This window comes from Janthinobacterium sp. BJB401 (assembly GCF_013372745.1).
Taxonomy (GTDB): Bacteria; Pseudomonadota; Gammaproteobacteria; order Burkholderiales; family Burkholderiaceae_D; genus Janthinobacterium; species Janthinobacterium rivuli.
In genome coordinates, this window is sequence record NZ_JABXFH010000001.1 from 81440 (window position 1) to 102708 (window position 21269).

Genomic DNA, 21269 nt, shown 5'->3' on the forward strand with positions numbered 1-21269 from the left:
AAAAAGCGGGGCCGCCGGCGTAAACGGATCGTATGCGTTTGCCGCCGGCGTGTTGCGTGGATGCCCCGCAGGTATGCTTTTGTTACAAAATTGAATCGTGCTTTCGGAGGCAGGGGTTTATATTGAAACCGTTCTCCGCTTTCAGTCAGCCCCGCCATGTCAGACGAAAAAGATCCCCAGCAGCCCCCGTCCACCGATCCAGCGCCACCAGAGCCAGCACCGGCGCGGCCCGACCGGGTGGGCCGCCGGGCGCCCGATGACGAGCACCGCGCGCGCGACGCCGCCCCCCGCTACCTGAAGGATAACGACACGCCGCTGGCGCTGGCCTGGCGGGTTATCTCGTCGCGCTACCGTTCCATGCGCGACAAGGCCAGCCGCGATTTCATGCGGCGCACCCTGCGCATCGGCATCTCGGCGCGCATTTTCCACCCCGAGCCTGGCGCCATTGGCCTGCGCAGCAAGAACCTGCAATACCTGGAAGAGTCGATCGCGCAGTGGGTCATGTCGCGCGACGTGCTGGTGTTCATGATCCCGACCGTCAATACCAGCGGCCAGCTACACCCGAGTAACATCACCCTGCGCCACTACGCGCGCCACCTCGATGGCCTGGTGCTGCAGGGCGGCGCCGACGTCTCGCCGCAGACGTATTCCGAGGCCGCCACGCGGCCCGAATGGAACGGTGACCGCGCGCGCGACCTGTACGAACTGGAACTGCTGCACGAATTCGTCGACGCGGGCAAACCCGTGCTGGGTATATGCCGCGGCTGTCAACTGATCAACGTGGGCTTTGGCGGCACCCTGTACCAGGACATCGCCTCGGACGTGGAAGGCGCCACCTCGCACGTCAACGACCTGTATGACCGTCACCGTCACACCATCGTCTTCCCGAAAGGCTCGTCGCTGGCGGGCATGTTCCCGAAGGCGGGCGAGGCGCTCGTCAATTCCATCCACCACCAGTCGGTCAAGGACCTGGGGCGCGACGTCACCGTGGAAGCGTATTCGCAAGGGGACAATATCGTCGAAGCCATCCGCTATCAGCGGGCGCGTTTCGTCATGGGCTTGCAGTGGCATCCGGAATTCCATTCGGCGGGCGGCGTCGAGCTGCTCGATTGCACGCCCATCCTCGATAATTTCTTGCGCGCGGCGCGGGAGACGCGGTTTTGAGTACGCATCTGATCCGCCGGCGCACGCTGCTGGCCGGCCTGCTGGCGCTGCCCCTGGCGGGCTTGCGCGCGGCGCCGCGCCCGCATGAGGGGCCGCTGGCGTTTGCGCTGACGTCTGCTGCACGTGCCCGCACGCTCAAGGCGCGGGTGGCGCCGGCCATTGCGGAACAAGTGCTCAAGGCGGCGCGCAAGGATGCGGCGCGGCCCGTGCATCTGATGGCCGAAGTGCGCACGGGCGGCTTGCTGAAGGGAGAGGGCGGGCGCGAGACCAGTCAGCAGGCGCAGGAAGACTGGCGCCAGGCGCGCTTGCAGGCGCTGGCCTGGCGGCTGTCGGGCGAGATGGCGCATTTCGAGGCGGCGCGCCAGCTGCTGCTGGCCTGGAGCGGCGGCTATGCACCCTCGTTCAGCCCCGTCGACGAGACGGAGCTGGCCAGCCTGCTGATGGGCTTTGACCTGGTACAGGAGCGCTTGAACGGCGTCGAGCGCGAGCAGGTACAGGCGTTTTGCTGCACCCTGGCACAAGGGTATCTGAGTGATCCCATCAAGGTGGGCGGCCCGTCCACGGCGCGCAACAACTGGCATAGCCACCGCATCAAGATCGGCACGGCCGCCGCGTATGTCACGGGCGACGCCTTGCTGATCGCGCGCGCGAAGGAGCGCTTCCTGGCGCACGTGCCGCGCAATATCGGCGCCGGCGGCGTGCCCTTCGACTTCGAGCAGCGCGACGCCCTGCATTACACCACCTACAGCCTGGAGCCGCTGCTGACCACGGCTTTGATGGCGCAGGCGCATGGCGACGACTGGTATGGCGCGCCGGAAGCGCGGCGCCTTGCCGAGGCGCTGGCCTGGCTGGCGCCATATGCGCAGGGAAAAAAGACGCACGAGGAATTCGCCAAAAGCGCCGTGCCCTTCGACCGCAAGCGCGTGGCGGCCGGCGAAAAGGGCTTTACGGGGAATTGGGAGCCGAAGGGCGCCGCCAATGTGTACCTGCTGGCGGCGCGCTTCGATCCCGCTTACCTGTCGCTGGCCCTGGACTTGCGCCCGCCAGCCTGGGCGCTGGCGCTGTATGGAAGCTGATTAAAACTTCGTGCGCACGGTCAGCATGACATTGCGCGGTTCGCCGTAAAAGCCCGTCTGGAACCGACCCAGGCCCGTCATGTATTTTTTATCCCGCGCTCGCAATGTTGTCGGATTACGCGGCTATGCCGCTAATCCGACCTACGGTCCCAGGCTGATCAACATCAGTATCATGCGTTGTCGGGGTAAAAGCGGGTAGGTCGGATTAGGCCCGAAGGACCGTAATCCGACAACATTGTTGGCGGCGCCAGTCGGATTACACTTGTGCATCCTCAGTAATTCATCGGTTCGCCCCGGAAGCATCTGATCGCCGAATCAACCATCCCCTCCGCGCTGCCCTGCACATTGCGCTGCTTGCGCAGGTATTGCGCATCGCTCCACTGCTTGGCCACGTCCGACAGGTGTTTCAGGGCTGGCGTGCTGCCCAGCGCCTCGGCGTGCGGTTCCATCTTGCGCAGGGTGGTCATGATGTCTTCGCGCAGGGACATCGTTTCGTAGGTTTTCGGATGCGTGATGGCGCCATCGAGGCCGAAGCGGCAAGCCTGGAAGCGGTTGTAGTTATACACGAGGTAATCGTCTTCCACCGGCGGGGTTTCGCGTCGTTCGAGCAGGTAGCGGCATAGCGCCTGCAGATAGGCGGCCAGCGCGGCGGCCCGTTCCACCGTCAGCGGCGTGTCGCACACGCGCAGTTCGATGGTGCCGAATTCAGGCTTGGGACGGATATCCCAGTAAAAATCCTTCATGCTCTTGATGATGCCCGTGTTCTCCATCTTGGCGAAATACTCGTTGGAGAACTGGTCCCAGCTGAGGGTGAACGGCGCGCGTCCGCTCATGGGAAACGCGAACACGGAGTTCAGGCGGGCCGAATCGAACAGGGTGTCGCGTCCCTGCACGTAGGGAGAAGACGCCGACAGGGCGATGAAGTGGGGGATGTAGCGGTTCAGCGAATGCAGCAGGAACATGGCGTCGTCGCCCGAGGCGCAGCCGATGTGCACGTGCTGGCCGAAGATGGTGAACTGCTTGGCCAGGTAGCCGTACAGTTCCGAAATCTCCTGGAAGCGGGGCTTGGAAAATATCTTTTGCGACGACCATTGCTGGAACGGGTGCGTGCCGCCGCCCGCGATGCCGATATTGAGTTTGTCGCCGGCCGTGACCAGGGTGTCGCGGATTTCCTGCAACTGTTCCAGCAGGGGACCGTGATGCGTGTGCACGCTCGAGTTAATCTCGATCATGCTCTCGGTGATTTCCGGCGTGACGTTGCCAGGGAACGGTTTTTTGTTCAGCAGATGCAGCAGGTCGGGGCTGGCGGCCGTCAAGTCATAGTCCGACAGGTTCACCAGTTGCAGTTCGAGTTCGACGCCGAAGGTCAGCGCGGCCGATTGGCCAAAGGGTTCCAGCGGCATTTAGCGCTCCTTGATTTCATGGGTTTCTTTGGCCAGCATCAGCACGCGCTGCACCAGTACGGGGCCGACCAGTTCCAGGCCCAGGGTAATGGCGGCCAGGGCGTTCAATTCGTCGCCGAAGTTCACGCCATGCTGGCGCGCGTGTTCCAGCAGCAGGATGATGAAGACGGAGACGGGCGTCAGCGCCACGCCCGTCAGCACGCCCTTGCGCCAGGAAATGCCGCTCACGTGCGAAAACGCGGCCACGCCAACGACCTTCGTCAGCAAGCGTCCGCCGACGACGGCCAGGGCCAGGCCCGCGCCGGCCGTCACGCTGGCCCATTCCAGGGTCGAGGCGGCATATACGAACAGCAGCACCGTCAGCAGCTCGCCCATGGCGCCGAAATTGCGCTGCGCCTGGCTGAAGGCGACACGGCGGTGGCGCGCCACCAGGCCGAAGGTGAGCGTGGCCAGCAGCGGCGACAGGCTGGTGGTGTAGGTCAGGGCGACGAGCAGCATCACCGACAGCGCGAACGCCACGGTGGCGTCCTGCGCCATGTTGCCCAGGCGGCGCAGCATGGCCGGCACGACGATGCCGAAGACGGTGCCGGCGGCCACCGAGGCGGCCAGCACGGCGGCGCTGCTGCTGCTCGCCTCGATCAGGTCGGTGGAGCTCTGGAACATCCAGAAGCCGACGATGATGTTGAACGTGAAGACGGCCAGTACGCAATTCAAGGCCGTGAGGTGGACGATGCGTTCCGTGACCTGGCCCGAACTGCGTTCCTCGTTGATGACGCGCATGATGGTGGCCGGCGAGGTGGACATGGCGAGCGATGCCAGCAGCAGCGCCGTCATCGAGGTGCTGCCGAATTCGATGCCGATGAAGTAGACGACGGCAAAGGTCAGCAAGGATTCGACCAGGCCCGTGACGGCGATCCACGGGTTGTTCTTCAGCCAGCGCAGGTTGATGCGGTAGCCGACCTCGAACAGGATCAGGCCGAAGGCCACGTCGGCCAGCACCAGCATGGGGCCGGCGTCCGTCTGCGGCAGGATGCCCACCTGCGTCTGGGCGAGGACGAAACCGATCACGCCGTAAAAACTGATGCGCGGCAGGCCAGTCCAGCGGTGGCCAAATTCGCCCACCACCCAGGCCAGGGTGATGGCGAACGGCCAGGACAGGTCGGCGGCGATCGAGATCAGACTTTGCATGCTCATTCCTTTGAAAATGGCGCTGGCACCGGCCGGCAGCACGGGGGCTGGCGCGGCAATGTCGTGGTGCAGCGGTGGTGCATGGTTTGCGCAGAGCGATGCGCCGATTCTACCGGAGCAGAAGGCGCGCACGATGTGCGCAATCGAACAGTGTCGCGGCCATGGCGGCCGCGCACAGGATGCAGCAGGTTGGGCAGGGCTGGTATCAGCGTATGGTACCCGCCCGCGGCGGAGATGCTCCGCACGGTAGTGCCGTGTCGCAGTGTACGGCATGGCGGCCCCCTGCCGCCATGGACTTTTTGTTATGCGTTTTTATTTACTGAGCAGGCGCATGCCCCGTTCCAGCCCGTCGATCGACAGGGGGAACATGCGGTTGTTCATCAACTGCCGCATTACGCCGATCGACTGGCGGTATTGCCACAAACCCTCCGATTCGGGATTGAGCCAGATGAATTTCGGGAACGCCTGGGTAAAGCGCGCCAGCCACGTCGATCCCGCTTCCTCGTTGTTGTATTCGACGCTGCCGCCCGGCTGCAGGATTTCATAGGGGCTCATGGTGGCGTCGCCGACGAAGATCAGCTTGGTGTCGGGCGGGTATTTGCGCAGCACGTCCCAGGTGGGAAAACGTTCGGCGTTGCGGCGCCGGTTGTTCTTCCACAGGTAATCGTAGACGCAGTTATGGAAGTAAAAGAACTCCATGTTCTTGAATTCCGTCTTCGCCGCCGAGAACAGTTCCTCGGTGCGCTCGATATGGTCGTCCATGCTGCCGCCCACATCCAACAGCATCAGCACCTTGATGCGGTTCTTGCGCTCGGGCCGCATCCTGATGTCGAGGTAGCCCGCGTTGTTCGCCGTGGCGGCGATGGTGGCGTCCAGCGCCAGTTCGTCTTCCGCGCCTTCGCGCGCGAACTTGCGCAGGCGGCGCAAGGCCACCTTGATGTTGCGCGTGCCCAGTTCGCGCTCGCCGTCGTAATCCTTGTAGCTGCGCGCTTCCCACACTTTCACGGCCGTGCGGTTGCCGCCCTTGCCGCCGATGCGGATGCCTTCAGGGTTCGTGCCGCCATTGCCGAACGGTGAAGTGCCGCCCGTGCCGATCCACTTGCTGCCGCCTTCGTGGCGCTCCTTCTGCTCCTTCAGCAGTTCATTGAGGCGGTCCATCAGCTTGTCGTAGCCGAATTTTTCCAGCTGCGCCTTCTGTTCTTCGGACAGCTCGCGCTGCATGCGTTTCAGCAGCCAGTCAAGCGGTATCGCCGCGTTCGTGTCGAAGGCCGCATTGACGCCCTTGAAGTACTGCGCAAACGCGCGGTCGAACTTGTCGAAATGGGCTTCATCCTTGACCAGGGTCAGGCGCGCCAGATAGTAAAAGTCATCCATCGACGCGTCGATGACGTTCTTTTGCAGCGCCTCAAGCAAGGTCAAAAATTCCTTGATCGAGACGGGAATCTTCGCATCCTTGAGCGTGAAGAAGAAATCGATCAGCATGGCGCGGGTTCCCCCGCGCGGGGCAGCGCGGCGATGGGGCGCTGCGCCAGCTTGTAGCGCAAATGGGCGGCAATCTCCGGCCACTCGCCGCGCGTGATGCTGTACATGACCGTGTCGCGCACGGTGCCGTCGCGGCGCAACGCATGGTGGCGCAGCACGCCGTCCTTTTTCGCGCCCAGGCGTTCGATGGCCGCCTGCGAGGCATGGTTGAAATTGTCGGTGCGCAGGCCCACCAGCGCGCAGCCGAGCGTGTCGAAGGCGTGCGTCAGGAGCAGCAATTTGCAGGTGGTGTTGACGTGGCTGCGCTGGCAGCGCTTCGCATACCAGGTGTAGCCGATTTCCAGGCGTTTTACCTCTGGCACCACGTCGTGGTAGCTGGTGGTGCCCAGCACCTCGCCACTGGCCGCATCGATGACGGCAAAGGCGAAGCGCGAAGGGCGCATCTCGATGCCCTTGAAAATGTACTGGTCCACCTGGTCCGGCTCCGGCACGGAGGTGACGCGCAAGTTCCACAGTTCGCCATCCATGGCCGCCGCGCGCAGGCCGGCCGCATGGTGCGGCGCCAGCGCTTCGAGGCGGATGCCGTGCAGTTCCAGGGGGACGAAGACTTTGTCGGGGCTGATGTCGTTCACCGGCGCTCCTTAACGGTTGGTGCGCGACATGAACATCAGGCGCTCGAACAGGTGCACGTCCTGCTCGTTTTTCAGCAGCGCGCCGTGCAGCGGCGGCACGACGGCCTTGTTGTCCTTGCTGCGCAAGGCTTCGGCCGGGATGTCCTCGGCCAGCAGGAGTTTGAGCCAGTCGAGGAATTCCGACGTCGACGGTTTTTTCTTCAGGCCCGGCACGTCGCGCACTTCATAGAAGGTTTGCAGCGCCTGCGCCAGCAATTCCTGTTTCAGGTGCGGGTAGTGGACGGCGACGATTTGCTCCATCGTGTCCTTGTCCGGGAATTTGATGTAATGGAAGAAGCAGCGGCGCAAAAAGGCGTCCGGCAACTCCTTCTCGTTGTTCGAGGTGATGATGACGAGCGGACGGTGGCGCGCCGTGACCATTTCGCGCGTTTCATACACATAGAATTCCATGCGGTCCAGTTCGCGCAGCAGGTCGTTGGGGAATTCGATGTCGGCCTTGTCGATTTCATCGATCAGTAGCACCACCGGTTCAGGCGCCGTGAAGGCCTGCCACAGCACGCCCTTGACGATGTAGTTCTGGATGTCGCGCACGCGCTCGTCGCCCAGCTGCGAATCGCGCAGGCGCGAGACGGCGTCGTATTCGTACAGGCCCTGCTGCGCCTTGGTGGTCGATTTGATATGCCATTGCATCAGCGGCATGTTCAGCGCGGCGGCCACTTCCTCGGCCAGCATGGTCTTGCCCGTGCCCGGCTCGCCCTTGATCAGCAGCGGGCGTTGCAGGGTCAGCGCCGCATTCACGGCCAGTTTCAGGTCGGCGGTGGCGACATAGCTGTCGGAACCTTCGAAGCGTTGGCCTTGCTGGGTGTGCTGTGCTTGCATGAGCGGTCTGCCAAAGTGGGGAAATGGTGAGTATAAACAGAACTGTGGCCCAGCGTCACGCGGGCGGCCTGTGCCTGCCTGCCTACAATGCGGGTTTTATAGGTGGACTTGCAAGAATATCTTGGCTAGAATCGGCAAGCAGCAGATTAATTGGCAACCTTAATTGTCAATACATAAAATCAATAAAAACCAGCTCTGGCGTTTCTCCGATTACCTTTGTTCACATTGCCACTATGAAAAAAATATTTGCACTTCTCGTGCTTGCCGGCATAGCAAATGCCGTCACAGCGGCTGACATTGTAGGAAACGCCAAGGCAGCCCCTGCCAAGGTGGAAATGTGTATCGGCTGCCACGGCATTCCCGGTTACAAGGCAACCTTCCCTGAAGTATTCCAGGTGCCGATGATCGGCGGCCAGCCGGCAAAATATATCGAGAATGCGTTGCAAGCCTACAAGAAGGGCGACCGCAAGCACCCCAGCATGAAGGGCATCGCCAGCAGCCTGTCGGACCAGGATATCGCCGATGTCGCCGCGTATTATGCGCAACAAGCCAAGACGAACTGAGGACCAGCCCGATGAAAAAATTACTCGCCGCCCTCGTTTGCGCCACCGTCTCGTTTTCCGCCAGCGCCGCAGGCAATATCAATACAGGTAAAGCCCTGGCCGAAAAATACAGCTGCGCCACCTGCCACGGCAAGGATTACGGCTCACCCATCGACCCGTCGTACCCGAAACTGGCGGGCCAGCACAAGGACTACCTGGAACACGCCCTGACCGCGTATAAACGGGGCGACAAGCCCAACGGCCGCAACAACGCCATCATGACGGGCCAGGTAAAACCGCTGAGCAACCAGGACATCAAGGACCTGGCCGCCTACTTGCACAGCTTGCCGAGCAGCCTGGTGACTCACCGCTGAGCGGTATCGCCGGCTCAGGCTTTCAGCCCCACCCGGCGCGCCAGCTTATGCAGATTGCTGGCGTCGAGTCCCAGCTGGCGCGCGGCGGCGGCCCAGTTATCCTGATGCAGGATCAGCGCTTGCCGGATGGCCTGGCGCTGGCTCGCTTCCACGATCTGATGCATCGATAGCAGCGGCGCCGGCGGCGTGCCGCACGCGGCTGGCGCCAGCGGCAGCGCGTCCGTGCCGGCCGGCGCTTCCAGCGCATCGAGGTCGAGCATATCCGTTTCCAGTGTCACGATATCCTTGCGGTCCGCGCCGCGGATCACGGCTTTCAGGGCTGCCCGGCTGATCACATGTTCGAGTTCCCGCACGTTGCCAGGCCAGCGGTAATGGCACAAGGCGTTTTCCGCCGCGGCGGACAGGCGCAGGCTGCGCAAGCCCAGGCGCGCGCGGTTCAGTTCCAGGAAGCCTCCGGCCAGCAGCAGCACGTCATTGCCCCGCTCGCGCAGCGGCGGAATCGGCACGGGATACACGGATAAACGGTGATACAGGTCGGCGCGGAACGAGCCGTCGCGCACATGTTCGCGCAGGCTGCGGTTGGTGGCGGCGATCACGCGCACGTTGACCCGGCGCGGCCGGTCCGCGCCCAGGCGCTGGATTTCGCCATTTTGCAAGGTACGCAGCAGCTTGGCCTGGATGGACAATGGCAATTCCCCCACTTCATCGAGAAACAGGGTACCCCCTTCGGCCGCCTCGAAGCGCCCGGGCCGGTCGCTGACGGCGCCGGAAAACGCACCGCGCACATGGCCGAACAATTCGCTTTCGGCCAGGGACTCGGGCAAGGCCGCGCAATTGACGTGGATCAGGGGCTTGCCCGCGCGGCGCGACAGCCGGTGCAGGCGGTGCGCGCACAGCTCCTTGCCCACGCCCGTTTCTCCCAGCAGCAGCACGGGCAGTTCGGAATCGGCCACCACCTGCAATTCGTGCAGCAAGTGCGTGATGGCGCTGCTCTGGCCGACGAAGTCATGTTCCTCGCGCGGCGCCTGCGCATCGGCCAGCATGGCGCCGCCCGACAGGCGCAGGGCGCGGATTTCCGTCTCCAGGCGCGTCACGCGCACGGCCGCCTCGATGGCGCAGGCCAGCTCGCCCAAGTCGCGCTGCGCCTGCGTATCGAAGGTGCCCACCTGCAGCGCGTCGAGCGTGATCACGCCCCAGCGTTCGCCTTCCAGGTCCAGCGCCATGCCCATGCAGTCGTGCACGGGCAGCGGTTCGCCGGCACGCTCGGCGATCAGGCCATCGTAGGGATCGGGCAGCGAGCTGTCGTGATGGAAGCACAGCACGCCGCGCCGCTGCAGGATGGCGGCCAGGCGCGGATGGTCGGCGACGGCAAAGCGGCGTCCCAGCGCGTCGCTGGCCAGGCCGGCCATCGCCACGGGGCGTAAATGCTCGCCATCGAGTTTGAGCAAGGCCACGGCCTCGCAGCCGAAGTGCGCGCGCAGGCTGCCGACGAGGCGCTGCAGGCGCACGGCCACGGGCAGGTCGGCGACCAGGTCGGTCAGTAACAGCAGGTGGATGGCGGTGGTGGTCATAAGTACCATGCAGGGTACAACGGACCACGTCCAAAGAGGGTCATACCGACCCTGCATTTTTCAAATCGTTGATTTAAAACAAGTTTTTCCTGGCACACGGATTGCCTAGGTAAGGGTGCCGAACCGGCATACAAGACCAAGGAAAGCTTGATGAAAACGACTCCCTCCCTCCGCGCCATCGCCGCCGCCGTCTGCGTACTGGCCATGCCCCTGTCCGTGCAAGCCCAGGCGAGCCTCCCGGCCAGCGCTGCCGCCACCGCCGCCAAACCTGTAGCTGCAACGCTCAAGCGCTATGAACTGCAAACCAATATCGTCGATGGCAAGATGGTGTTCATCGACGCCAAGGGCCAGGTCAACCCCGTGCTGGCGGCCAAGGTGGGCGACACGGTGGAACTGGTGCTGAAAAGCGGTGAAGGCGCCGAGCACGATCTGCTGATCCCGGAACTGAACGTGGCATCCGCCAAGTTCAGCGCCAACAGCGGCAGCACCACCGTGCGCTTCAAGGTCACGCGCGCCGGCACGTTCACCTATTACTGCTCGATTCCCGGCCACCGCCAGATCGGCATGGAAGGCAAGCTGGAAGTAAGCGGCACGTCGCTGGCCGAGACGGCGGCACCGAAGGCTGCCAGCGAATCGAGCCAGGCCGCGGCGCTGGCCCTGTACACGCCCGCCCCGTCGCCGATGCGCGGCCCCGACCCATCTGCCGTCAACGTGGCGGCCAATCCGGCCTCTGTGCCATCCGCCATCGGCGCGCGCGCGCCGCAAACCCTGAAATACCGGATGGAGACGGTGGAACTGCCGGGCAAGCTCGATGACGGCACCAGTTTTACCTACTGGACCTTCAACCGCCAGGTGCCCGGCCCCATGCTGCGCGCGAAGGTGGGCGACACGGTGGAACTGACCCTGTTCAACGCCAAGGACAGCAAGATGATCCACTCGATCGACCTGCACGCCGTGACGGGCGGCCATGGCGGCGGACAGCATACGCAGGTGGCGCCGGGGCAGGAAAAAACCGTCACCTTCAAGGCGCTCAATCCGGGCCTGTTCGTGTACCACTGCGCCACGCCGCTGGTGCCGCAGCATATCGCGGCCGGCATGTACGGCATGATCCTGGTCGAACCGGAAGGCGGCTTGTCGAAAGTCGACCGCGAGTACTACGTGATGCAGGGCGAGATGTACACGGGCCGTCCGCACGGCGCGCCCGTGCACCAGGAAGCGAACCTGGAAAAAATGGCGAATGAACTGCCCGACTACTACGTCTTCAATGGCGAAGTGGGCGCCCTGAGCAAGACGCACAAACTGCAGGCGAAGGTCGGCGAAACGGTGCGCATCTATTTCGGCGTCGGCGGCCCGAACAAGATTTCATCGTTCCACATCATCGGCGAGATCTTCGACAAGGTGTACAGCGAAGGCTCGATCAGCAGCCCGAAACACGACGTGCAAACGACGCTCGTGGCGCCGGGCGGCGCGACCATCGTCGAACTCAAGGTACAGCATCCGGGCAGCTATCTGCTGGTCGACCATGCGCTGTCGCGCGCCGGCAAGGGCGCCGTGGGCGTGCTGGAAGTGACTGGCGAACCTGTGCCTGGCGTCTACCACGCTGGTGCCCATCAATAAACCCCATTCATCCTCAAGGAACCATTATGGACATGATCGAGCTATCCCTGGGCCAGCTGGCCCGCCGCATCCCCGGCGCCACGCGCCTGTTCGATGCCCACCGCCTGGATTTCTGCTGCGGCGGCAACAAGACCCTGCGCGCGGCGGCCGAAGCGGCCGGCGTGGACACGGCGCCCATCGTCAAGGAACTGCAAGTGCTGGCAGGACGGGCTGACGCCAGCGGCGAGCGTGACTGGCAGGAGGCCTCGGCCACCGAACTGGTGGAGCACATCCTGGCGCGCTACCACGCCGTGCACCGCGAGCAGCTGCCCGAGCTGATACGCCTGGCACGCAAGGTCGAGCAGGTGCATGGCGACCGCGCCGACTGTCCGCACGGGCTGGCCGAACACCTGTCGGCCATGGCGCAGGAGCTGGAAAGCCATATGCGCAAGGAAGAAGACGTGCTGTTCCCCATGATCGTGCGCGGCCAGGGCCCCCGGGCCGGCGCACCGATCAACGTGATGCGCATGGAGCACGACGACCACGGCGTGGCCTTGCGCGCGATGGAGGCGATGACGAACGACATCACCGCACCTGGCGGCGCCTGCACCACCTGGCGCGCGCTGTACACGGGCTTGCGCACCTTCCGCGAAGACCTGATGGCGCATATTCACACTGAAAACAATATCCTGTTCGAGCGCTTTGCGCCGGCCGTGGTGCACTGACAAAGGAAAGACCCATGGGTCCCTACAAAAAACTCTGGTTCACCCTGATCGGTGTGCTGATCGTGACGTTTTCGCTGCTCGGCTACTACGGCACGGAAGTCTACCGGCAGGCGCCGCCCATCCCCGCGCAAGTGCTGGCGCAGGATGGCCGGCAGCTGTTCGACCGCGAGGGCATCCTCGATGGCCAGACGGCCTGGCAATCGGTCGGCGGCATGCAGCTCGGTTCCATCTGGGGCCACGGCGCCTACCAGGCGCCCGACTGGACGGCCGACTGGCTGCACCGCGAACTGACGGCCTGGCTGGAACTGGCCGCGCAAGAGCAGCATGGCAAGGCGTATGCGGCGCTCGACGGCCCCGCGCAGGCGGCGCTGCGCGAAGCGCTCAAGCTCGAATACCGCGGCAACCGCACCGATGATGCGCAAGTGCTGCGCCTGTCGCCGCGCCGCGTGCAAGCCATCGCCAACACGGCGCACTACTACGACCAGCTGTTCTCCGACGCGCCGGCGCTGCAAAAAAGCCGCGAGCATTTCGCCATGAAGGAAAACACCCTGCCCAGCGCCGAGCGGCGCGCGCAGATGACGCAGTTCTTCTTCTGGACAGCGTGGGCCGCCGCCACCGAACGTCCGGGCCAGAAAGTGACCTATACGAACAACTGGCCGCATGAACCGCTGATCGGCAACCAGCCCAGCGGCGAAAACCTCGTCTGGTCCGTTGCCAGCGTGGTGGTGCTGCTGGCCGGCGTGGGCTTCCTCGTCTGGGGCTGGGCCTTCTTGCGCGACCACGATGAAGCGCTGCCGGCCGCCGGTCCGCGCGATCCGCTCACCACGTTCGCCCTGACGCCTTCGCAGCGGGGACTGGGGAAATATCTGTTCCTGGTGGTGGCGCTGTTTACCTTCCAGGTCTTCATCGGCGGCTTTACGGCGCACTACACGGTGGAAGGGCAGCAGTTCTACGGCGTCGACGTGTCGCGCTGGTTCCCGTATGCGCTCACGCGTACCTGGCATATCCAGGCCGCGCTGTTCTGGATCGCCACGGGCTTCCTGGCCGCCGGCCTGTTCCTCGCGCCCCTGATCAATGGCGGCAAAGACCCCAAGTGGCAGCGCCTCGGTGTCGACGTGCTGTTCTGGGCCCTCGTCGCGGTCGTCGTCGGTTCGTTCATCGGCAACTACCTGGCCATTGCGCAAGTGATGCCGCCCGAGTGGAATTTCTGGCTGGGCCACCAGGGTTATGAGTATGTGGACCTGGGACGCTTGTGGCAGATCGGTAAATATATCGGCATCCTGCTGTGGCTCGTGCTGATGCTGCGCGGCGTCGTGCCGGCCCTGCGCAAGCCGGGCGGTGACAAGAACCTGCTGGCGCTGCTGACCGCATCCGTCGGCGCCATCGGCCTGTTCTACGGCGCCGGCCTGTTCTACGGCGAGCGCACGCATTTGTCCGTGATGGAGTACTGGCGCTGGTGGGTGGTGCACCTGTGGGTGGAAGGCTTCTTCGAAGTGTTCGCCACGACGGCGCTGGCCTTCATCTTCTCGACTCTGGGCCTGGTGTCGGTGCGCATGGCCACGACGGCCAGCCTGGCGTCGGCCTCGCTGTTCATGCTGGGCGGGATACCCGGCACCTTCCACCACCTGTACTTCGCCGGCACCACCACGCCCGTGATGGCCATCGGCGCGAGCTTCAGCGCGCTGGAAGTGGTGCCGCTGATCGTGCTGGGGCATGAAGCGTGGGAAAACTGGCGCTTGAAGGAGCGCGCGCCGTGGATGGAGCAGTTGCGCTGGCCCATGATGTGCTTTGTCGCCGTCGCCTTCTGGAACATGCTGGGCGCGGGCGTGCTGGGCTTCATGATCAACCCGCCCGTGGCCTTGTACTATATCCAGGGCCTGAACACGACCCCCGTGCATGCGCATGCGGCGCTGTTCGGCGTGTACGGTTTCCTGGCGCTGGGCTTTACCTTGCTGGTGCTGCGCTATCTGCGGCCCGACTACCGCTTCAGCCCTGCCTTGATGAAGACGGCGTTCTGGGGCTTGAATGCGGGACTGGTGCTGATGATCTTTACCAGCTTGCTGCCGATAGGCATCATCCAGTTCCACGCCAGCGTGACGGAAGGCCTGTGGTATGCGCGCAGCGAGGCATTCATGCAGCAGCCGCTGTTGCAGAACCTGCGCTGGATACGCACCTTCGGCGACGTGGTCTTCATCGTCGGCGCGGTGGCCATGGCGCTGCAGGTGGTGCTGGGGTTGCTGGGCAAGGCGCCGAAAGCACCTGTACTGCAGCCGCAGGCGGTGCGGCCCGGTTAGCGCCTGCGGACGCAGTCGATATACGCTTCCGTGTCCGGCGGCAAACCCGAGCGCTGCGAAGCCCAGATCATCTGGCCCAGGCATTCCATCACTTCGTGCTGGGCCGCATGGGCCGAATCGAGGCGCTGGGTCAGCTGCTGGACGGCCGGGCGGATACCGCGCGGCTGGTCCACCTGCACTTGCTCCGTGATCGACAGATGCATGGACAGGTGCAGGAAAGGATTGGCTTGTCCCCCTTCGACGGAGTAATCGCGCGCCAGCGCCGCTTCGACGTCGGAGAGCTCGCTTTCATACTCGGGATGTTCGAGGATCCAGTCGAGTGCGATGGCTTCCATCGGCGTGAGGATGTCATGGGCGCGGTGCTTGCGCAAGGTGTCGCAAAAGAAGCGGCGCACATCGTCGGAAGAAGGATTGAACATCGTTTTGGCACGGGGCTGAAAAGGGCAGGCGATATTGTACCGCGTAGCCGTGATAAGTTCTCAGGCCCGGTCGATCCTGCCCGCATAACAACCACGCTTGGCATTGTGCACGTGGATATAGCTGACAGCCGGGTTCTCAAACAGCCGCGCGATCACGGTTTCGATGGCCGTGCCTTCCACCACATCGGCGTCGACCATCATCCCATCTTCCGTATAGCCGCGCAGCGACAGCAGCCGAATGCGCATCGATTCCGGCACCTGGTCGACGGCGTCATAGGTTTGCGTGGCTCCCTCACGGATAAAGATGGCGTGCGAGGCCCGGTAGGGCGTGTCCGCATCCTGGCAAACATGGTTCAGCAGCAGCACCGTGTCGCCGATCGCCGCGTCGCGCAGTTCGATGCGGTCCGGATAACCGGGCTGGCTGTCGACCACGTGGCGGATCATGCCCAGCGCGGCCAGTTCGGCGTCGGGCAGGCCGAAACAGGCCAGGAAAGGGGTGGGCAACAGGCCGCGGATACGAAAAGACATGGTCAAGCTCCGGTGTGGTCAAAGCGTTATCACACCACGATGGATACGGGCCCGCCATCCGTATCTTGCTCCGTATTGCGCCGTGCATTGCTGCATCAACTGGATTTTAACGCCTGGTTACCGTTAAATTAATACTCCACAGTAAGTGTTATCCACGATCCTGAGGGCCCGGCAAGGGCAAATAACGGTGATAAAATCGCTGTTCTTGATATTTGCTATGGACATTCGCCGTGTTGTGAGCTTGGCCCCGCGCGAGGGCCATCACAGCAGCGGCGCCGTGTTTTCCTTGTCCGCACCATCGCCACCCGATCGCTGCCGCAACTTGCGGCGCGGCGGCAGCATGCTTGCTTCATCACCATCGTTATCCTTTGATCCGGCCGTTTTTTTGCTGGAGGGATAGCCATTTCCGATGATCTGGCACTTGCCGCCCGGTGGCCTGGAAGAGCCACCCCTCAGTATTCATAACGGAGTTACCCATGCGTAAATCGCTATTACTTTTGATGTCGTGCCTGATCCTGGCGGCATGTAACAAGACCCCTCCGGCCTCGTCCGAAAAACCGGTCGACGTGCTGCTGATCGGCGCCGGCACCATGAGCGCCACCCTGGGCAGCATGCTCAAGGAACTCGACCCGTCGCTGACGATGGAAATGGTCGAGCGCCTCGATTCCGTGGCCGCCGAAAGTTCGGACGCGATGAATAACGCGGGCACGGGCCACTCGGCGTTTGCCGAACTGAACTACACGCCGGAAGCGGCCGATGGCAGCATCGAGACCAAGAAAGCCGTTGCCATCAACGAGCAATTCGAAATTTCCAAGCAATTCTGGGCCTATCAGGTCGCCAACAAGCATCTGGGTGCGCCGCAAACCTTCATCAACAATGTGCCGCACATGGCCTTTGTGTGGGGCGACGACAATATTGCCTTTTTGAAGAAGCGCTATGCCGCGCTGCAAAAGGAAAACCTGTTCAAGGGCATGCTGTTCTCGGAAGACCAGGCGCAGATCGAACAATGGGCGCCGCTCGTCATGCAAGGCCGCGACAAGGGCCAGAAAGTGGCCGCGACGCGCATGGAAATCGGTACCGACGTCAATTTCGGCAACCTCACGCGCGGTCTCGTGAAATACCTGACGGACAGCCACGGCATGGTCTTGCACCTGCGCCATCAGGTGGAAGACATCCAGCGCGGCGCCGATGGCGTGTGGAACGTCACGGTGAAAGACCTGGCCGCCGGCAAGGAAAAGACCATGCGCGCCAAGTTCGTCTTCATCGGCGCCGGCGGCGGTTCGCTGCCGCTGCTGGAAAAATCGGGCATTCCTGAAGCCAAGGGCTACGGCGGCGTGCCGGTCGGCGGCCAATGGCTGGTGACCACGAATCCGGAACTGGTGGCGGCGCATGCGGCCAAGGTCTACGGCAAGGCGTCCGTCGGTTCGCCGCCGATGTCTGTGCCGCATCTCGATACGCGCATCATCGACGGCAAGAAAGCCCTGCTGTTTGGCCCGTTTGCCACCTTCTCGACCAAGTTCCTGAAAAACGGTTCCTGGATCGACTTGCCTGCCTCGATCGGCACGGGCAATGTGAAACCGATGCTGCAAGCCGGCTACGACAATATTCCGCTGACGAAATACCTGGTGGAACAGGTCATGAACTCGCCGGAAGACCGTTTGAACACCCTGCGCGAGTACTTGCCGAACGCCAAGATGGAAGACTGGACCTTGCAAAACGCCGGCCAGCGCGTGCAGATCGTCAAGGATGACCCTGTCAAAGGCGGCTTGCTGCAGTTCGGTACGGAAGTCGTCGGCGCCGCCGATGGCAGCATCGTTGCCCTGCTGGGCGCATCGCCAGGCGCTTCGACCGCGCCGCCGATCATGATCAAGGTGCTGCAAACGGCATTCAAGAGCCGTCTGGCCACGCCGGAGTGGCAAGCGAAGATGGTGGAAATGGTGCCGTCGTATGGCCAAAAGCTGAACAACGATCCAGCCCTGGCCAACAAGATCCGCCACTACAGCAGCAATATCCTCGGCTTGAAAGCGATCACCTTGGATGTGGCACCGGCGCCTGCGGCAAACTAAGTCAGCCTGACCGGAAGGGAAGTTTCCTGCCGGCATGAAAAAAGGGGCAGCCTGGTCAGGCTGCCCCTTTTGCGTGGGAGAGTGCGTTCATGGTGCGGCGGACTACTCCTTGCCTGGCAGAATCAGCTCCGGCGTACACCCTTCGGCGGCGATGCCGTCGCAAGGCTTGGCCAGTGCCGTACCATCCTGCGCCCGTGGCGCATGGGGCTGGCGCAGGTAGCGCGACGTGTGGCGGTGCGCTTGCTGTGCGTTGCCATGCACGGGCCAGGTCAGGAAGCGGGACAGCTCCTGCAAGGCGCGCTGGTAAACATCGCGCTTAAATTCAATGACGACATCGAGCGGGACCCAGTACTCATGCCAGCGCCAGGCGTCGAACTCGGGATGGTCGGTCAGGCGCAGATTGACGTCGTTATCGCGCGCGCACATTCTCAGCAGAAACCAAATCTGCTTCTGGCCACGGTAATGGCCGCGAATCTCGCGCTTGATGAAGTGGTCTGGCACTTCATAGCGCAGCCAGTCGCGGGTGCGGCCGACAATTTTGACGTGTTCCTGTCTGAGTCCGATTTCCTCTTCAAGTTCGCGAAACATGGCTTGTTCCGGTGTTTCGCCATATTTGATACCGCCTTGCGGAAACTGCCATGAGTGCTCGCGCACCCGCTTGCCCCACCACACCTCGTTCTGGGCGTTTAGCAGGATGATGCCGACGTTGGGCCGAAACCCTTCACGGTCGAGCATAATGCACCTCAAACTTTCTGCGACAGTGCGTCTTTTTTTACATAATTACCCACAACTTCGCAAGCCGGTGACCTTTTCGGGGTGCGAAAAGCGCCGGAATCGCACCAATTGAGCGCATTTGTGTAAAGTATGGACGCATCAGCCAGCTAATCCTTTAAAATTAGGTTGATTATAACCCTCTCTTTTTAAAAAGAATTCACCGTTATGCGCGCCTCCCGTTTTTTTATTTCCACACTTAAAGATGCACCTTCTGACGCGGAAATCGTCAGCCACCAATTGATGATGCGTGCAGGCATGATCAAACGCCTCGGTTCCGGCATCTATACCTACATGCCGATGGGCTTGCGCGTGATCCGCAAGGTGGAAGCCATCATCCGTGACGAGATGAACAAAGCCGCCGGTATCGAACTGCTGATGCCGCTCGTGCAGCCAGCCGAACTGTGGCAAGAGACGGGCCGCTGGACCAAGATGGGCGACGAACTGATGCGCGTGAAAGACCGCCACGGCCGCGAATACGCGATCCAGCCGACGTCGGAAGAAGTCATCACCGACGTCGTGCGCACGGAAATCAAGTCCTACCGCCAGCTGCCGTTGAATTTTTATCATATCCAGACCAAGTTCCGCGACGAGCGCCGCCCACGCTTCGGCCTGATGCGCGGCCGCGAATTCACGATGAAGGACGCCTACTCGTTCGACCGCGACCTGGCCGGCATGCAAGCGTCGTACAAGGTCATGTTTGACGCCTACACGCGCATCTTCACGCGCTTCGGCCTGAAATTCCGCGCCGTGGCAGCCGACAACGGCGCCATCGGCGGTTCCGGTTCGCATGAATTTCACGTCATCGCCCACACGGGTGAAGACGCGCTCGTGTACTGCCCGACCTCCGATTACGCCGCCAACATGGAAGCGGCCGAAGCGCTGCCGCCAGCCGGTGAGCGCCCAGCCGCCGCCCAGGCACTGACGAAAACGGCCACGCCGGACACCGTCAAGTGCGAAACCGTGGCCGCCTTGCTGGGCCTGGAACTGTCGCGCACCGTGAAAACCATCGCCCTGACGGTGGAAACGACGGGCAAGGACGAGAAAGTCACGAAACAGCACTTCATGCTGCTGCTGCGCGGCGACCATGAATTGAACGACATCAAGGTGGGCAAGGTTGCCGGCCTGGCCGGTCATCGTTTCTCGACGGAAGCGGAAATCCTGGAAGTCTACGGCACGATTCCCGGCTACCTGGGCCCGATCGGCACGCAAGCCCCCGTCACCGTGGTGGCGGACCGCACGGTCGCCCACATGAGCGACTTCGTCTGCGGCGCGAATGAGGCCGGTTTCCACTACGCGGGCGCCAACTGGGGCCGTGACGTGGCCGAGCCTGCCATCGTGGCTGATTTGCGCAATGTCGTCGCCGGTGACGCTTCGCCGGACGGCCAGGGCGCACTCGCCATCGAGCGCGGTATCGAAGTGGGCCACGTGTTCCAGCTGGGTACGGCGTACTCGGAAAGCATGAAAGCCACCTTCCTCGACGAAAACGGCAAGCCTGCGCCGCTGCAGATGGGTTGCTACGGCATCGGCGTGACGCGCATCCTGGGCGCCGCCATCGAACAGAACTTCGACGACAAGGGCATCATCTGGCCCGCGTCGATCGCGCCATTCGAGGTCGTGCTGTGCCCGATGGGCATGGACCGCAGCGAACTGGTCAAGGAAGAGACGGAGAAGCTGTACGCGGCCCTGCAAGGCGCTGGCGTGGACGTCATCGTCGACGACCGCGGCTTGCGCCCTGGCGCCATGTTTGCTGACTGGGAACTGATTGGCGTGCCGCACCGCATCGTCATCGGCGAGCGCGGCCTGAAAGAAGGCAAGCTGGAATACCAGGGCCGCCGCGATACGGAAGCTTCCGGCGTGGCGCCGGACGAGATCGTCGCCTTCATCCAGGGCAAAATGGCGCAGTGAAGCGTTTATCTGTAAGCAAGACGGCTGGCGCGCTCGCGCTGGCCGCCTGCCTGGCCTGCGTCTCTCCGGCGCAGGCCGGCAACCAGAAGGAGGAGGCGCTGGCCGACTCCGTCCGTCTGGCCCTGTCGCACGCGATCCGCGACGAACGCCCGCCGCAACCCAAATTTGCCACGCCCGCCGACTTGCAGCGCTACCAGCAATGGCTGGCGCAGATGTCGTCGCGCCTGCAGCGCAAGCTGCCGGACGCCCAGCTGCGCACGGAATTTCTGGAAACGGTATGGTATGAAGCGCGCCGCGCGGGCCTGGAACCGGCCCTCGTGCTGGGCCTGATCCAGGTCGAGTCGGCCTACCGCAAATACGCCGTCTCGCTGGCCGGCGCGCGTGGCTACATGCAGGTGATGCCATTCTGGACGGGCGTCATCGGCGACCATGACCGCAGCAAGCTGTTTCACATGCAGACGAATCTGCGCTACGGCTGCGCGATCTTGCGCATGTACCTGGATATGGAAAAGGGTGATTTGTACCTGGCGCTGGGGCGGTATAACGGCAGCCGGGGCAGGGCCGAGTATCCGAATGCCGTGCGGGCGGCGTGGAAGCAGTGGGAATTCAAGCCGGCCGGGTGATGGGTTGGGGTCGGACCCTGCGGGACTC

Annotated in this window: 19 protein-coding genes; 10 read left to right on the forward strand and 9 right to left on the reverse strand. The window is 63.1% G+C overall.

The genetic code is table 11. The features are described from left to right. Positions 1-156 precede the first annotated feature (156 nt). Positions 157-1164 carry a gamma-glutamyl-gamma-aminobutyrate hydrolase family protein gene (locus tag HWE17_RS00335; protein WP_176387370.1) on the forward strand — a complete coding sequence of 336 codons (1008 nt, stop codon included), beginning with the start codon at positions 157-159 and terminating at the stop codon, positions 1162-1164. Then, a complete protein-coding gene (locus HWE17_RS00340) occupies positions 1161-2240 on the forward strand; it encodes an alginate lyase family protein (protein WP_176387371.1) in 1080 nt (359 codons plus the stop codon). Before HWE17_RS00335 ends, HWE17_RS00340 begins: the two co-directional genes overlap by 4 nt. A 272-nt stretch (positions 2241-2512) precedes the next feature. On the opposite strand, the gene HWE17_RS00345 is transcribed toward HWE17_RS00340, so the two are convergent. The 5 genes from HWE17_RS00345 to HWE17_RS00365 form a co-directional block, all read right to left on the reverse strand. Further along, a complete protein-coding gene (locus HWE17_RS00345) occupies positions 2513-3643 on the reverse strand; it encodes a YbdK family carboxylate-amine ligase (RefSeq protein WP_176387372.1) in 1131 nt (376 codons plus the stop codon). Next, positions 3644-4831, reverse strand: a complete 1188-nt coding sequence (locus HWE17_RS00350) for a cation:proton antiporter (RefSeq protein WP_035828222.1) — start codon at positions 4829-4831, stop codon at positions 3644-3646. A 312-nt stretch (positions 4832-5143) separates the two neighbouring features. Then, the gene (locus tag HWE17_RS00355; protein ID WP_070256030.1) at positions 5144-6313 is read right to left on the reverse strand and encodes a VWA domain-containing protein; all 1170 of its coding nucleotides are present in this window, start codon (positions 6311-6313) and stop codon (positions 5144-5146) included. After that, positions 6307-6945 (reverse strand): GNAT family N-acetyltransferase, encoded by a 639-nt coding sequence (locus HWE17_RS00360; protein WP_176387373.1) that lies wholly within the window; start codon positions 6943-6945, stop codon positions 6307-6309. The genes HWE17_RS00355 and HWE17_RS00360 overlap by 7 nt, the downstream gene beginning before the upstream one ends. Before the next feature lie 9 nt (positions 6946-6954). Then, a complete protein-coding gene (locus HWE17_RS00365; protein ID WP_034746522.1) occupies positions 6955-7824 on the reverse strand; it encodes a MoxR family ATPase in 870 nt (289 codons plus the stop codon). Positions 7825-8057: 233 nt separating this feature from the next. On the opposite strand from HWE17_RS00365, the gene HWE17_RS00370 reads away from it, so the two are divergent. Both HWE17_RS00370 and HWE17_RS00375 read left to right on the forward strand, forming a co-directional pair. Beyond that, positions 8058-8387: a cytochrome c gene (locus tag HWE17_RS00370; RefSeq protein WP_034746524.1), complete on the forward strand. Its 330-nt coding sequence runs from the start codon at positions 8058-8060 to the stop codon at positions 8385-8387. Positions 8388-8398: 11 nt separating this feature from the next. Next, complete coding sequence (locus tag HWE17_RS00375) at positions 8399-8740, forward strand: cytochrome c (protein WP_099401624.1); 342 nt, start codon at positions 8399-8401, stop codon at positions 8738-8740. A 14-nt stretch (positions 8741-8754) separates the two neighbouring features. On the opposite strand, the gene norR is transcribed toward HWE17_RS00375, so the two are convergent. Next, the gene (gene norR / locus HWE17_RS00380; protein ID WP_176387374.1) at positions 8755-10311 is read right to left on the reverse strand and encodes a nitric oxide reductase transcriptional regulator NorR; all 1557 of its coding nucleotides are present in this window, start codon (positions 10309-10311) and stop codon (positions 8755-8757) included. A 150-nt stretch (positions 10312-10461) separates the two neighbouring features. Here norR and nirK point away from each other — a divergent pair, with 150 nt between their 5' ends. Genes nirK through HWE17_RS00395 form a run of 3 tightly spaced genes read left to right on the forward strand, consistent with a single transcriptional unit; the run spans position 10462 to position 14926 of the window. Then, positions 10462-11928 (forward strand): copper-containing nitrite reductase, encoded by a 1467-nt coding sequence (gene nirK, locus HWE17_RS00385; RefSeq protein ID WP_176387375.1) that lies wholly within the window; start codon positions 10462-10464, stop codon positions 11926-11928. Between the two features lie 26 nt (positions 11929-11954). Next, on the forward strand, positions 11955-12632 hold the full coding sequence (gene ytfE / locus HWE17_RS00390; protein WP_176387376.1) for an iron-sulfur cluster repair protein YtfE: 678 nt from the start codon (positions 11955-11957) through the stop codon (positions 12630-12632). Positions 12633-12646: 14 nt separating this feature from the next. Then, positions 12647-14926, forward strand: a complete 2280-nt coding sequence (locus tag HWE17_RS00395) for a nitric-oxide reductase large subunit (RefSeq protein ID WP_176387377.1) — start codon at positions 12647-12649, stop codon at positions 14924-14926. Here the strand turns inward: HWE17_RS00395 and HWE17_RS00400 are convergent. Then, the gene (locus HWE17_RS00400) at positions 14923-15345 is read right to left on the reverse strand and encodes a DUF1841 family protein (RefSeq protein ID WP_099401619.1); all 423 of its coding nucleotides are present in this window, start codon (positions 15343-15345) and stop codon (positions 14923-14925) included. The two genes, HWE17_RS00395 and HWE17_RS00400, sit on opposite strands and share 4 nt — an antisense overlap. A 60-nt stretch (positions 15346-15405) precedes the next feature. Beyond that, positions 15406-15873 carry a DUF1203 domain-containing protein gene (locus HWE17_RS00405; protein ID WP_176387378.1) on the reverse strand — a complete coding sequence of 156 codons (468 nt, stop codon included), beginning with the start codon at positions 15871-15873 and terminating at the stop codon, positions 15406-15408. A gap of 476 nt (positions 15874-16349) precedes the next feature. Here HWE17_RS00405 and mqo point away from each other — a divergent pair, with 476 nt between their 5' ends. Further along, positions 16350-17939 (forward strand): malate dehydrogenase (quinone), encoded by a 1590-nt coding sequence (gene mqo / locus HWE17_RS00410; protein ID WP_255206065.1) that lies wholly within the window; start codon positions 16350-16352, stop codon positions 17937-17939. A gap of 102 nt (positions 17940-18041) precedes the next feature. On the opposite strand, the gene HWE17_RS00415 is transcribed toward mqo, so the two are convergent. Beyond that, the gene (locus HWE17_RS00415; RefSeq protein ID WP_034780273.1) at positions 18042-18674 is read right to left on the reverse strand and encodes an RNA pyrophosphohydrolase; all 633 of its coding nucleotides are present in this window, start codon (positions 18672-18674) and stop codon (positions 18042-18044) included. Between the two features lie 204 nt (positions 18675-18878). Between HWE17_RS00415 and HWE17_RS00420 the strand changes: the two genes are divergently transcribed. Further along, positions 18879-20618 (forward strand): proline--tRNA ligase, encoded by a 1740-nt coding sequence (locus HWE17_RS00420; protein WP_176387379.1) that lies wholly within the window; start codon positions 18879-18881, stop codon positions 20616-20618. Next, positions 20615-21241 (forward strand): lytic transglycosylase domain-containing protein, encoded by a 627-nt coding sequence (locus HWE17_RS00425; protein WP_176387380.1) that lies wholly within the window; start codon positions 20615-20617, stop codon positions 21239-21241. The genes HWE17_RS00420 and HWE17_RS00425 overlap by 4 nt, the downstream gene beginning before the upstream one ends. The last annotated feature ends 28 nt before the right edge of the window (positions 21242-21269 follow it).